At 67.8% G+C, this 13,782-nt stretch carries 9 protein-coding genes and 1 pseudogene; 7 read left to right on the top strand and 3 right to left on the bottom strand.

Annotated elements, in window-relative coordinates:
* Nucleotides 1-10 precede the first annotated feature (10 nt).
* Together BLQ49_RS03840 and msrP are read left to right on the top strand one after the other, a co-directional pair.
* The gene (locus BLQ49_RS03840) at nucleotides 11-1,765 is read left to right on the top strand and encodes an AMP-binding protein (protein WP_091713451.1); all 1,755 of its coding nucleotides are present in this window, start codon (nucleotides 11-13) and stop codon (nucleotides 1,763-1,765) included.
* A 149-nt stretch (nucleotides 1,766-1,914) separates the two neighbouring features.
* Entirely contained in the window at nucleotides 1,915-2,868 is a 954-nt protein-coding gene (msrP, locus tag BLQ49_RS03835) for a protein-methionine-sulfoxide reductase catalytic subunit MsrP (RefSeq protein WP_091713449.1), read from the top strand.
* Nucleotides 2,869-2,884: 16 nt separating this feature from the next.
* Here the strand turns inward: msrP and BLQ49_RS03830 are convergent, their stop codons facing one another.
* Both BLQ49_RS03830 and BLQ49_RS03825 read right to left on the bottom strand, forming a co-directional pair.
* The gene (locus tag BLQ49_RS03830) at nucleotides 2,885-3,775 is read right to left on the bottom strand and encodes a LysR family transcriptional regulator (protein ID WP_012317569.1); all 891 of its coding nucleotides are present in this window, start codon (nucleotides 3,773-3,775) and stop codon (nucleotides 2,885-2,887) included.
* 279 nt (nucleotides 3,776-4,054) lie between these two features.
* Nucleotides 4,055-4,195, bottom strand: a pseudogene (locus BLQ49_RS03825) (thioredoxin reductase); the annotation flags it as partial.
* Between the two features lie 97 nt (nucleotides 4,196-4,292).
* Here BLQ49_RS03825 and BLQ49_RS03820 point away from each other — a divergent pair.
* A complete protein-coding gene (locus tag BLQ49_RS03820) occupies nucleotides 4,293-5,765 on the top strand; it encodes a tyrosine-type recombinase/integrase (protein ID WP_244507421.1) in 1,473 nt (490 codons plus the stop codon).
* 631 nt (nucleotides 5,766-6,396) lie between these two features.
* On the opposite strand, the gene BLQ49_RS30555 is transcribed toward BLQ49_RS03820, so the two are convergent.
* A complete protein-coding gene (locus BLQ49_RS30555) occupies nucleotides 6,397-6,522 on the bottom strand; it encodes a hypothetical protein (protein WP_280140938.1) in 126 nt (41 codons plus the stop codon).
* A gap of 357 nt (nucleotides 6,523-6,879) precedes the next feature.
* Here BLQ49_RS30555 and BLQ49_RS03815 point away from each other — a divergent pair, with 357 nt between their 5' ends.
* The 4 genes from BLQ49_RS03815 to BLQ49_RS03810 are packed head-to-tail and all read left to right on the top strand — an operon-like array spanning nucleotide 6,880 to nucleotide 13,728.
* The gene (locus BLQ49_RS03815; protein ID WP_143012197.1) at nucleotides 6,880-10,305 is read left to right on the top strand and encodes a hypothetical protein; all 3,426 of its coding nucleotides are present in this window, start codon (nucleotides 6,880-6,882) and stop codon (nucleotides 10,303-10,305) included.
* 2 nt (nucleotides 10,306-10,307) lie between these two features.
* Nucleotides 10,308-10,955 (top strand): hypothetical protein, encoded by a 648-nt coding sequence (locus BLQ49_RS29485; RefSeq protein ID WP_167627619.1) that lies wholly within the window; start codon nucleotides 10,308-10,310, stop codon nucleotides 10,953-10,955.
* Nucleotides 10,955-11,461 carry a hypothetical protein gene (locus BLQ49_RS29480; RefSeq protein WP_167627618.1) on the top strand — a complete coding sequence of 169 codons (507 nt, stop codon included), beginning with the start codon at nucleotides 10,955-10,957 and terminating at the stop codon, nucleotides 11,459-11,461. The genes BLQ49_RS29485 and BLQ49_RS29480 overlap by 1 nt, the downstream gene beginning before the upstream one ends.
* Nucleotides 11,458-13,728, top strand: coding sequence for an AAA family ATPase (locus BLQ49_RS03810; protein ID WP_167627617.1), 2,271 nt, complete (start codon nucleotides 11,458-11,460; stop codon nucleotides 13,726-13,728). Before BLQ49_RS29480 ends, BLQ49_RS03810 begins: the two co-directional genes overlap by 4 nt.
* The last annotated feature ends 54 nt before the right edge of the window (nucleotides 13,729-13,782 follow it).

The following is a 13,782-nucleotide window of genomic DNA, read 5'->3' as shown; positions in this document are numbered from 1 at the left end:
AGGCTTCGTGATGCATGAGGCGAGCGTGATCGAGCACGGCGCTCAGGCGGCGACAGACGAGCGGACGCGGAATCCCCAGGTCGATCCGGCCTCGCGCCGCCCCTGGCTCGCCGCGTATCCCCCCGGAGTCCCCGCGGAGATCGACGTCCCGCGCCTCGGCACTCTGGTCGATCTGTTCACGAACAGCGTGACCACGTTCGCAGACCGGCCGGCGATGCTGTGCTTCGGCTCGACCCTGACCTACGCCGCGCTCGGCCAGCAGGCGCGCGCCCTCGCGGCCTGGCTCCAGGCCGAGGGGTTGGCCAAGGGCGACCGCGTTGCGATCATGCTGCCGAACGTACCCGCCTACGCGGTGGCGATCTTCGGCGTGCTGATCGCAGGCGGCACCGTGGTCAACACCAATCCCCTCTACACCCCACGGGAATGCACCCAGCAGATCAACGATTCCGGTGCCCGGTTCCTGATCGTGCTGGAGAATTTCGGCGCGACCGTCGCGGCCTCGCTGCCGGACGTCGCCCTCGACCGCGTCGTCCTCGTCGGGCCCGGCGACGGGCTTGGCCTCAAGGGGCGCGTGATCAATCTGGCGAGCCGGCACGTGCGTAAGGCGGTACCGCCGTTCCGGCTGCCGGAGGGGCTCGCGGTCCCGTTCGCGGCGGTTCTACGCCTTGGAAGCCGCAGGGCTCTGGCCCCGGTGCGGATCGAGCCGGAGGACCTCGCCTTCCTGCAATACACTGGCGGCACCACCGGTATCGCGAAGGCGGCGATGCTGAGCCATCGCAACATCATGGCGAATGTCGAGCAGTCGCAGATCTGGTTCGACTCGAAGGACCCGAGCGTCGAGCGCTGCGCCGTGACGGCGCTGCCGCTCTACCACATCTTCGCGCTGACCGCGTGCTTCTTCCAGTTCATGCGCAGCGGCGGCTCGTGCCTGCTGATCCCCAACCCGCGCGACTGTGACGGGATGGTCAAGACCCTCAGCCGCTATCGCTTCACCTGCCTGATGGGTGTCAACACGCTGTTCAACGTGCTGATCAACCATCCGAAGATCGGCACGGTGGATTTCTCGCACCTCGATTTCGTGGTCGGTGGCGGCACGGCGGTCCAACGGGCGGTGGCCGAGCGTTGGAAGGCGCTCACCGGCAACACGATTATCGAGGGCTACGGCCTGTCGGAGACCTCACCGGTGGTCTGCGTCAACCCGCGCGGGATGCGGGACTTCTCCGGCACGATCGGCTTCCCGCTGCCATCCACGGAGGTCTCGATCCGCGATGCGTCCGGCCAGCCGGTGCCGCCCGGGGAGCCCGGCGAGATCTGCGTGCGCGGGCCTCAGGTGATGCGCGGCTACTGGAACCGGCCGGAGGAAACCGCCCGGGCGATGACGGCGGACGGGTTCTTTCGTACCGGCGACGTCGCCGTGATGCTGCCCGACGGGCAGTTCAAGATCGTCGACCGGATGAAGGACATGATCCTCGTCTCCGGGTTCAACGTCTATCCGAACGAGGTGGAGGACGTGCTCGCCACTCATCCCGGCGTGCTCGAATGCGCGGTCGTCGGAGCGCCGAACGAGGAGACCGGCGAGATGGTGGTGGCCCATGTCGTCCTAAAGGATACGACGGTCTCGCCGGACGCGATCCGGGCGCATGCGCGCACGCAGCTCACCGGCTACAAGGTGCCGCGGCGGGTGGTGATGCACGACACGCTGCCCAAGACCAATGTCGGCAAGGTGCTCCGGCGTATGCTGCGGGATGAGCTGCCCGACGCGTGACCCTCGGCCCTGTGCCGCGACGCCTGGACGCGCCCGCTCCGCGTAACCGCCCGGCAGTGCTCGCCGAAAGGTGAGGCTGCGGCGCTTGCACCCTCACCGGCCCGAGCCGATCTGTGAGACGTTCGCGCGGAAAACTTGAGGAGCCGGCCATGTTGATCAAGCGCACGCGCGGATGGGAGATTCCGGAGCACCTCGCGACGCCGGAGGCTGTGTTCCTGAATCGCCGGACGCTTCTCGGCGGTGCGGCCGGTATCGCCGCTGGCTCGCTCCTGAGTGGCCGGGCCGCCTTCGCGGCCGCGGGCGACCCATCGCTCTATCCGGCGCCGCAAAATCCCGCCTACACCCTCGATCGGCCGATCACGCCGGAGAAGTTCAGCGCGGATTACAACAACTTTTACGAGTTCGGCACGTCGAAGACCGTGCTGCCGGCCGCGAATGCGCTCAAGACCCAGCCCTGGACCCTGAAGATCGACGGGCTCGTGGAGAAGCCGTTCGAGATCGGGGTCGATGACCTGATCCGAAAAATTGGCCTAGAGGAGCGACTGTATCGCCACCGCTGTGTCGAGGCGTGGTCGATGGCCGTGCCCTGGACCGGCTTCCCCCTCGCAAAGCTCGTGGCGCTCGCCAAGCCGAGTTCCGGAGCGAAATATATCCGCTTCGAGACCTTCATGGACAAGGCGATGGCGCCGGGCCAGCGCGCGTTCTTCTACCCCTGGCCCTACACGGAAGGTCTGACGCTCGCCGAGGCCAACAACGATCTCGCCTTCGTGGCCACCGGCATCTACGGCAAGCCGTTGCTCAACCAATTCGGCGCGCCGATCCGAATCGCCGTACCGTGGAAATACGGCTTCAAATCCGCGAAGTCCCTGGTGAAGGTGTCGTTCACCGCAGACCGGCCGAAGACGTTCTGGGAGGGCCTGCAGGCTTCCGAATACGGCTTCTGGGCCAACGTGAACCCAGCCGTGCCCCATCCGCGCTGGAGCCAGGCGACCGAGCGTGTACTCGGGACCGACCAGCGGGTGCCGACGCTGATCTACAACGGCTACGGCGAGCAGGTCGCGGGGCTTTATAAGGGGCTGGAGGGCGAGCGGCTGTTCGTGTGATCCGCCTGCCCGCCGCTCAATAGGTCCAGCGCTGCGCCTTCGAGACCAGGAAGTCACGGAACGCCTGAACCCGGGCGACTGAGCGCATCTCCTCGGCGTAGACGAGATAGCTTTCCAGGCTCGGCATCTCGGTCTCGCGCAGCACCTGGACGAGCTGCTGGCCGCCATCCACCGCGTAGTCGGGCAGGATGCCGATGCCGGCACCGGCCTCCATGGCCCGCTGTAGCGCGCCGATATTGTTCACCGTCAGGTGGACCTGCCGCCGCTCGCGCCCCTCGCGGCCGGCATCGGCCAGCCAGTGGGCGGCAAGCAGGTACGAAGGCTCGTTGCCGCCGAACGAGACCAAGCGATGATCGTCGAGTTCCTCGATCGTCTTGGGCTCGCCGAAGCGCTTCACGTAATCGGGGCTTGCGAAGGCATGGTAATGGACCGTGAAGAGGCGCCGCTGGATCAGATCCGGCTGCGCAGGCCGACGCATGCGGATCGCCACATCCGCCTCGCGCATGGCGAGGTCGAGTTCCTCGTTGGTGAGGATCAGCTCGATGCGCACATCCGGGTAGAGATCGAGGAATTCGCCCACCCGCTGTGACAGCCAGGAGGTGCCAAGACCCACGGTGGTGGTCACCTTGAGGTCGCCGGTCGGCCGTTCCGAGGTCTCGACCAAGCGGGCTCGGGTATTCTCCAGACGCAGCTTCATGTCCCGGGCAGCCCGGAACAGCAGGTCGCCCTGCTCGGTCAGCAGGAGGCCCCGGGCGTGGCGATGGAACAGCGGGGCCTTCAGCTCGCGCTCCAGCGCGCTGATCTGCCGGCTCACGGCCGACTGGCTGAGGCCGATGTCGTCACCCGCCTTTGTGAAGCTGCCCGCCTCCGCGACGTTCAGGAAGATCCGGATCTTATCCCAATCCAAGGCCAGAACCCCTACCAGCGCGAGCCCACTTACAGCGCCCGTATGAAGCGGACGCGTGGCACAGCGGGCGGATCACCGGGCGACGAGCGCGGCACCGGCCGTGGGGCAAACCACGGGGTACCGCGCGGGTATGCGTGAGAAGCATCCCGGCGCAGTCGATACCCCTATGCACATGGTGCATGGTCCGGCGCAAGCACACCGATCCGGAATTCGGTGCACTAGGTGCCCGCCGACTGGCACATGCTTACCGGGGATGCAATGCCCCCGCCCTAAGCAACCTCACTCGGCTGCTGCCTGGACCGGGGTCTCGCCGATATCCAGATTGGCGAGGAACTTCTCGGCTTCCAGGGCGGCCATGCAGCCCATGCCCGCAGCCGTGATCGCCTGACGATAAACGTCATCGGTCACGTCGCCCGCCGCTTCTCTTAACCAAGGCGTGACGCGATATGTATCATCACCCTGAGTGATCGCATAGCGTCGCGCGCCGTACGCCCAGGCAATGACTTCGGGGTGGGTCTTGATTCGCCGCGGCCAACGCGGGGCCCAGGCATATACAAGGTGGGCGATGGCCCTAAAGCATCTCACGCGGCTGACCATCACACGCCCCTCGGGCATCCGGGAGGACGTCTTCATCAATGACGCGGGGTTCGAGGTCGACGCGCTCGTTCGCTTTGCGCGTCACCTCGATACCAAGGGCTATCGCGCCACCACCGCGAAGCGCTACGTCGAGGCAGCGGCGCGCTTCGTCGATTTCCTCATCGAGTGCCAGGTCTTCGGCAGGCCTGCCCGCCAGGACATCATCGCCGGCGCGCTCGACGTCTACCCGCTCTTCCTCAGAGATGGGGTTGAAGTCGAAGGGCCCGCCTTTCCGGACCTGTCGGACTATGCAGAGGACATCGGGCTGCGCCACGGCCTCGCCCGAAACAGCTTTGCACCCGTCCTTGCTGCGACGAACCTGTTCCTCCGCCTTGGCCGCGCCGAGGCCGAGAACGCGATGTCCATCCTCCGGGACCAGGGACTGGTCGCCGACCTGCAGGACTTGGCGGTCACCTTCGCCGCCATTGATGGCGTGGAGGCGTGGTCGGGCCTCGAACGGGAGCGGCTCAAGCAGCACACGCTGATCGGGGGCTGCGTTCGCATCAGGGGCCAACTCGAAAGGCCACGCGGTTTGCGAAGCCCCCTCCGCGGCGGCAGCCAAGTCGATCTGGAGAACAAGGACTTCCCGCTCGAACACCTATCTGACCTCCTCGATGCGGCGAGGTCGCACCGGGACAGGGCCCTTTACGCGCTCCTCGCCGGGGGAGGGCTCCGCCTTCACGAAGCCCTCAACCTGCGCCTGTCGGACATCGACGCGACGACGGGGGAGGTCTGGGTCGTGGACCCGGACAATCGACGCTTCGGGCGGGAGATGCCGAAGCGGGACCGGCTGCGCTTCAAGGGCCGCGCGATGAGCCGTGTTTATCTCTACGAGCCCCTGCTGTCGCGCTTCTGGGACGAGATGCGCGCCTATCTCCGTTCCGAGTATGTCGGCACCGCCGACGACGAGCAGTTCCTGTTCAAGAAGCTCGACGGCCAGGGGCGCGGCGAAGCCCTGAACGACGCCAGCGACACCGCGTTGCAGAAGCAGTTCAAGGCTGCCGTTCTCAGGGCGGGCGTCGAGGGGCCACGCGAGGCGCCCGACCACGTATGGACGCTGCATTCCCTGCGGCACAGCTACGGCGTCTACATGCTCAACTTCATTCCTGTGCCCGGGGGGGCGGGGCTCAAGCTGACGGAGGTCCAGATGCTGATGGGCCACGCCTCACCCGAGAGCACGCAGGTCTATGCCCGGCACGACAGGTTGCTGACTGAAGCGCGGGTCGCCGCCGCCAACGAGTTCTTAGACATCGGGGAACCGGGGGCGGCCGAGGCGAGGATGGACTTCCTCCCCGCGAGCATCGCTGCCCGGCTGCGCCAGACCGCCGACCGCATCGACCGGGCCGCGGGCTAGCTCGCTTCCGGACCGGTCACCGACCGCATCGCGGTTCTGTGGACAACGCCGAAGTCGTCGCCGCAAGCCTTGCCTCCTCGCGACTGCCTTGCGATCGTCCCGGGACCCTGGGGAACCGACGCATGATACCGACGACCGCCGCACCGACCCGCTAATCGCCGGAGTGCCGCGTCGCGTGCCGAGCCTCCGCGTTCGGAGGCTTCCATGCCGAGATCTTCCAGCCCAACACGCCATCCGCCCTTTCGTCACCGATACCGGTCCGCCGAACAGGGTCCGAACGCGTGCCCCAACTTATCTCCGGTACCCCGCCGCGCCGCCTCGTACGGCGACCAGGCAGGACGCTCGGCTGGTCGGCCGATGCGCCGCGTCGGTTGCCGGACCGCCCGTGACCCCGGGGTCTTCGGGGCTTTTCTCAAAGCATATGCAGATTTCCAAAAAAAAATCGTGTCGCCCCGGACGGCGTAAAAGGCGCCGCTGAGCGGTCCCGGGGCCCAATGTGAATCCGCTATACTTCCGGCCGGACAAGGACCGGATTTGACTCGGATTCCCGCCTTAAGCCTTTGAGCGCAGCTGGTCCGACCAAACGGCCGGCCAGGTTGGGAGTGGAGTCAAACCAGACCGCGTGCAAGGATTAGATCGACAATCCTTGAGCTGGAAATCCTTTGCCCATCAGGGCCTTGAGCCCGCCCGCGGCGGCGTCGAGGGGCTTGCCGGCACCCTGGCCCGGTGCCAAGTTCATCGTGGTCGAGGCGGCCATAAGCATCTCGGCAAGCGGCCGGCAGGCCCACGGTCAGGGACGCAGATAGGCCCTGACTGACCAGCCAAACGAAAGACCCCCGACAGGAAGCCTGCCGAGGGTCTGATCATACCATCGAACCTGACAAGGCTGGGTCCCTACCAAGAACGGCCTTGTCGTGAACGCCAACCTAGCCGGCACGCCTGCGAAGCGGTGCCGGCCAGTTTAGGGATTGAAATTTCTACCGCCATGACGAAGCGAAAGCAATGCCCCGGGGCTCCCGTGGGTGAAGGCTCCCCCATGCCCGGGCACGTGCCGGACCCGGCAACCAGCCCGTCCTCGCTCGAAGGGCCAGACGGTCACCCCGGCGAGCTCGCGTTGAGCGGCCCCTTCAATACCGGGTCGGACCTGTTGGTCATCACGCCGGTGGAGCGGTTGCGCGTGCTGTTCGCCAAGTACGTCGCCGAAGCGAGCGAGTTCGACCTGTCGCGACGGGCCTCGCGCGTGACCTCGACGCGCAACTTGACCCTCGCCCGCTTCCTTGAGCGACGGTTGGAGACCCTCGACGAGATGACGGTCCGCGATTTCGTGGTCGCTTTCAGGATCTTCCGCGCCTACCCCCGTGAGAGCCGGGACGAGGCCACGCTGAAGGATGTCAGGGAGGCCTTGTGCCTCGACAGGGAGCGCATCACCGGTATCATCATCGCGCAACGATGGCTCAAGTACGTTTTCTCCAGGCTGTGGAATGACGGTGCGGTCCTCTTCCCGCTGCATTTCAGGTTCGGCTCGTCGTTGGTGACCAAGGAATCGGTTTCGTTCCTTCCACGCCTTGCCACCTGCAATCTCGACACGCTGGACGGTACGGTCTCCTGCATTGGTCTCGCAGTCATCCTTGCGAGCAGATGGCGGGACTTCTCCGACATCGACCTCGACGATTACGCGAGGTTGATCAGGACCATTTGTGACGATGTTAGGAAGCTTGACGAAATCGGCATGCGGCGACGCCATCCTCAAAGGCCGTTCACCCAAGCCTTGAGGGTTTGGGCGAGGATTGGGCGGTCCGAGGGTTTTCGTTACTCGGCGTCCGACATCGAGATCTACCGCTATTGGATCGTGCGCCTCAGGGAAGGCGCCACGGACATGTCCTTCCTCGACTTCAGCCGGAATTCGGCCGAGCGGCGCCGGAACTCGGCGTTGGAAGCACATGCACGGTCTGAGAGGCGAACCGCGGCGGCGCAGTTGACCCTTTACGAGGGGGCCGACCAAGACGAGCACGTACAGGCGGTGATCGAAGGACAGAAGTCCGTAATGGGGATCCGTCTGGAGATGATGGCGTCGAACGTGGCGTCCCCTTCGGACGTGCTGGACTACGTACGCTTACTTCGCACCAAGGGTTTCCGGCATGACAGCCGCATGCGGTATCCTGGTAGGATGCACGCGGTTCCGACGGACTTATGGGTGGTCTGGAATAACGTCTTCGAGGAGTTTTTCGCCTATAGGTCCCGGCGCGGCTACGAGGAGAGCGCGGGCTGGCACTCGTTGCGGTACGTCTATCAGGATTACCTATGCTGTTACCTGCCTTGGTGGCGGGACCTGGTACCCGACCTACCCTTCGCGGTTCCCGTTGACCCGTCCGAGTTCAACCGGTCGAGCCACTGGACGGGCTACGCCGAGGATGGCGCGCCCTTATCGCTCCTGCGGTTCTTCGACCAGACCAGGGGCGGCCAATCCCTGGCCCACTACACTTGGTTCGTCTCGGCGTCGAAGATGTTCTTCGACTATTGCCGATCCGAGGCGCCGCGGCTCCGCCTCTCGACGCCGGGGTTCATCAACCCCGTGGTGCGGCAACTCGATCAGAAGGTGAACCGAAGGCCCCAAAAGACCAATAAGAACCCCATCGCGACCTCAGTCCTCCCATACCTGCTTCGGTATGCCTACGCCTGCGAGGCGTTCTTCGAGACCCTGGCCCAGCAATCGCTCGAAGGCACGCTGGGCCGCGAACGGCGCAAGGCGCTGGGCTCGGCCGTCCGAAACGCCAATCCCTTCGACACGAAGGCACTGGGAGTGGATGTCGGTTTCGACTTCGAGGGCGCGCGCTACGTCATCGACAGCGTGCCGCACCTGGCGCCCATGGAGGACCGTTTCGTCAGGCTGCCGGGAAAGGAGGCCGCGATGGTTTACCTCCCCCACCTTTCCGGGCTGAGGATGAACATCGCAGCCCTGGAGATCGGTATCCGGTTCCAGGGCATCCAATGGCTATGCCGTAAGACATACCGGTCGCGGGTGGCCGAAGGCATGGATGACGCCGAGCTCGTACCGCTGGTGGTGAACACCGACAAGGTTCGGGACCGCCCATGGACCACGCTCGTCGTCAGGCGCGTCTACGAGATGCTGCTGCGAGAGGAGCGGTACCAGGATCTTATGGCCGACGCACAGGTGGAACGCCTCGTCCAGTACGAGCGGCGACCGAGCACACGCTTCGACCCGGTGCTGCCCCTGTTCCGGGGGCCGCAGTCGGAATATCCAGCGGGGGACAAGAGCTACGCCACCGTGTGGGAGCGCCTGTTGATCGGCTTCTCGCTCTGGTACCGCGCGGCGGTCAAGGGAGCGGCGCCGCTCGACATGTTCGGCTACGAGCCGGAGATCGAGCCCCAGACGAAGGCTCCCCGGGTCCTCGTCCTGGTCGACGGCGAGGACCGTCGCCAGTATTGCCCGCTGAAGGTCAAGCTGAAGCACACCCCACACGCTGCCCGGGCGACGTTCATCTCCGCGCGGTCGGGCATCCTGCCCATCGAGATCACGGGCTGGCTCGTCGGTCACACGAACAAGACCACGACCTACTACTACACCGTCGAGAGCGAGGCCGACCTGAGCGCCCGCCTTCTGGCGGCCTCCGAAGGCATCTGGTCCCCCGACCGATCCAACCCGGTCGACATCAGGGCCGACGAGGTCAACAGCGCGCTGCGCCGCAGCTTCAAGTCCGACCGAGCGGGCACCGAGATCGCGTTCGGGATGCAGACGCTGTCGCTGCTCAATGACGACGCGCCGGACATCGACGGGGTGACGCTTCTCCGCTCGACGCCGATGGGGCACGTGGCATTCAGGGAGACGCACATCTGCCCGGTCGGGGAGGTGTGTCCGGCGAACGTCATGGACGTGATCGTCGAGCCGCGGCGGTGCGGCGTCTGCCCACTCGCCGTCAAGTCCGTCGACCACCTTCCGTCCATCGCCGCGAAGATGCGCCACCTCCTGGAACAAGCCCGCGAGGGAAGTCGCCTGGTCGACCGGATGCGGGCGCGGAGCGAGCCCGAGAAGACCATCGAGGAGGTACGGTACCGCCGCCGGCTCAACGTGATGGAGTACGAGGGGTGGCGCAGCTCCCTCCTCGCCCTGACGCGCAGCCTGGCGGAGTTGGGGGAGGCCTCGGCCGACCTGTTCCACACGGGCATGCCCGACGCCGTCAGGCTGCACCTCAAGCTGGTTACGTGCGACGCAGGGCAGGCCGAGTTCGTCATGCGCCGCATCTGCGACAGCGACGCCCACGCCGCGTTCGAGACGCCGACGGTGCGGGCGCAGGCCACGCAACTGCGCCAGCGCCTCCTGGCCAAGCCGGAAGCCCTGGATAACGAGATCGGGCTTTACGACGACGATCCGGTCCGCTCGTTCGTCTCGGGCCTGCGGCTCCTGCTGGAGGCGCACGGGATCGCGCCGACGTTCCAGGCCGCCCTCGAAGCGGTCAGGAAGAGCCTCGCCCCGCCGCGCGGCGCGGCCAGGCCGGCCCTGCCCAAGCCGCGGGAGGCCTAGCCGTGGGCGCGCGCAAGGGGCAGAACAACTTCGCCTCCCACCACGAGCGGTTGGTCGCCACCAACCTCCTGAAGGTGCGCCGCGCGCTCGGCGCCCTGTCGCGGCGCACCCGGTACGCGGACTTCCCGACGCTGTCGCGGGCGGTCGCGCTGGCGGCCGGCATCCACCCGACGACGCTGGCACGGAACCGGCGCTACCTCAAGGAGGTCTGGGCCCACGTCCAGGCCAACCCCGGCATCATCGTCGGACTCCTCGACGAGAAGGCGCCCGTCCCGGCGCTGAAGGTGAAGACGGTCGAGGCCGAGATCGAGGCGGCGTCCCTGCGTCGGCACAACGCCAGGCTCAGGAAGGCCATCGAGATGTACGGGGCCCAGCACGGGCCCGTCGCCGCCCCGGCGGCCGCGCATGCCGACCCCGACGCGCGAGAGCGCGACTTCGCCAAGACCGCGACGGTGCTGGCGCGGCTGCTCAACAGGCTCGCCGACAAGGAACTCGGCATCGTCCTCGACGCGAGGCGCGGGGCGATCCTGGACACCGCCGAGGACGGCGACGCGGCGGTGGTCGCCGGCCGCCCCGACACGACGCCCTTCCTCGACTGGATGCAGCGTCAAAAGGCGGCCAGGCGGATCACGCACGGGGAGGATTCCTGATGGCCCGTCCCGCCACCACTCCCGCGCTGCTCGCCGAGCTGCGGACCTACCTCGATCAGAAGGGGGCCGAGTGGGAGCAGGCCGGGGGCGTCGACCCGACCCTTCCGGCCACGCGCGGCGGCAAGGTCAACGTTCGTGCCCTGATGCGCGGGTTCCGCGAGTGGGGCGGGGACCGGGGCGTCGCGGTGCCGGAGAGCGCGTGGCAGTACGTCTACGCCGACCCCGCATGGGCGAGGGACATCGACGCCGCAGCACGGGCCCAGGGACTGCAGCCGACGGGTTCGACCGAGTCCGCCAAGGCCGACGACGCGGCCCAATCGAAGATCGGGAGGCTGGCCAAGGCCGCCAAGGAACAAGAGGAGGGTCACGCGCTGGCGCGCGTCAGGCTGGTCCACCTCGAACGCCGGCTGGCGGAGACGGAGGCCGAGAACCGTCGCCTGCGCGAGCGGTTCGCGCTTATGCAGCGGACGGGTTCACTGGTCCGAACCGGGGACGTCACCGAATGAGCGGCCCGGGTTCGCACCTGACCGCCCAGGTCGCGTCCGTCCTCTGGGTCGGGGAGACCGCGGCGGTCTTCTCCGGCATCACGCCCGAGGGAGCCAGGTTGCGGGTCGTCGCCGGGGGGCGCGGCTTCGAGCCCGCCATCGGAGACGTGTACCGGATGGAGGGGGACTGGCGCGACAGCGAGCGCCACGGACCCCAGTTCCACGCGCCGGCGGACCGGTTCCACCGGCTCGCACCTTGGGGACGGCTCGTCGTCCCGTGGCTGCAGCGCATCCCCGGGCTGGGGCCGGATCGCGCCAGGCGGATCGTCCGCGCGTTCCCCGGCAGGCTCGACAGGCTGTTCGACGGCCAGGTCCCCCTGGAGCGGCTCGCCGAGGTCATCGACCCGGGCCGCCCCAACCTCGCGGCGCAGGTGGCCGCGGCCGTCGCCATGGAGTGGCGCGACCTGAAGGGCGAATACGCGACGATCCACTGGCTGGAGGAGCGCGGCGTAGAGAACGTCGCCGTCGCCAGGAAGGTGGCCCGTCTCCTCGGTCCCGAAGCCGTGGAGGTCCTCCGGACGAACCCCTACGTGCTCGCGGGGGTGCTGCCCTGGACCCAGGTGGACGCGCTGGGCATGGCCGTCCTGGGCGGCGACGGCGCGGACCCGAGCGCCGGCGCCCGTCGGATCGTCGGCGCCATCGACGTCGTCCTTCAGGCCGCCGTGTCACGTGGCGACACGGCGGTGAGGAAGGGGGACTTCCACGAGCACGTGGCGGCGAGGCTCGGCCTCGAACCGACGGAGGAACTCCACGCGCGCATCGTCCGCGTCGGCTTGGCCAACGGCGCCATGGTCGACGGGGGAGACCGATGGCGCTCGCCCGGCTGCGCGATCATGGAGGAGGAGATCCTGTCGCGATTCCGGGGCATGTCGTCCGGGGCAGAGCGCGGCGGCCTGGCGGTCCCGACCGGTTCCGACCTGCGCCGTGTCCTGGCTATGGTGGAGAACCGCGGGCGCCCGCTTCATCCCGAACAGCGCGAGGCGGTGCTCGCTGCCGTCTCCCGACCCGTAGGCTGTCTCACCGGTGGAGCCGGGACCGGGAAGACGACCACCTGCCGCGCCCTGGTGGACCTGTGGGAGGCGCTGGGGGGCGAGGTGCAGATGGCGGCCCTCTCTGGGAAGGCGGCGCTGCGCCTGAGCGAGGGGACCGGGCGCGTCGGGCCGGGCGCGAAGCAGGCCGTGACGGTCCACAGGTTGCTCCTCGGCCTCCGCAAGAGGTCCGAGGGAAAGGTCCACTGGGGCGGGCTCAAGGGGCAGGGCGGCGCCGGCGCGGAGGAGCTGCCCATCCTGACGGCCGGGACGCTCCTCGTGATCGACGAGGCGTCGATGGTCGACCTGGGTCAGATGCATCAGATCGTGGACGCGATGCCCGCGGGCGCCCGCCTGCTCATGGTCGGCGACCCGTTCCAGCTCGCGCCGGTCGGGTTCGGGCTGGTCTTCCACCGGCTGGCGGCGCAGCCGGCCGTGACCTCGCACCTGGAAACCGTCCATCGGCAGGAGGACGCCAGCGGCATCCCGCACGTCTCCCGGCAGGTCCGTTCGCGGCGGGAGCCCGACCTTCCCGCCTACCGGCCCGGGCGATCCGGGGTCTCGTTCCTGGAGGCCGAGGACGGCGGGATCGGCGACGCGGTCGAGCGGGTGGTCGGTGACCTCCGCGGCCGAGCGGACGGTACGGGCGCGCCGATGGTCGTCTCGGCGGTGAACCGCAGGGCCGGTCGCCCGGACGGGACGGTGCAGGACCTGAACCGTCGCCTGCACGCCGCCCACCGGGACGCCCGGGCGGCCGCCGGCATGCCCGTCGAGGTCGCCATGGGCTATTTCGGGAACGCGTTCTGCGTCGGTGACCCGGTCACGTTCAGGCGAAACGACTACGAGCTCGGGCTCAGGAACGGCAGCCTCGGCAGGGTCCTGGCCGTGGACCCGGAAGGAGGCCGCGTGACCTGCGCGTTCGACGGACGCGAATTCGTCTTCGCGGACCGCGACCTCGTCGACCTGGCGCTGGCCCACGCCATCATCTGCCACCGGGCGCAGGGCAGCCAGGCGAGGGCGGTGGTGGTCGCGGTGCTCGAAGCGCCCAACGTGGAGTCGACGTGGATCTACACGGCGATGACCCGGGCCGAGGACACCGTGGTGTTCGTCGGGTGCCGGGACGGCCTGGCCCGTATGCTGGCCCGCGTCCCGGCGCACGACGCGCGGGTCGTCGGTTGCGACTTCGACCTCTCGCGATGACCGTCGGGCCGGGAAGCCCGAACATGGCCGTGCGGAGGCTCCGCCGTCGTCCCC

The organism is Methylobacterium phyllostachyos, from assembly GCF_900103445.1.
Lineage (GTDB): Bacteria > Pseudomonadota > Alphaproteobacteria > Rhizobiales > Beijerinckiaceae > Methylobacterium > Methylobacterium phyllostachyos.
The sequence above is the reverse complement of the archived record's forward strand: the minus strand, read 5'-3'. Positions and strand labels throughout refer to the sequence as shown.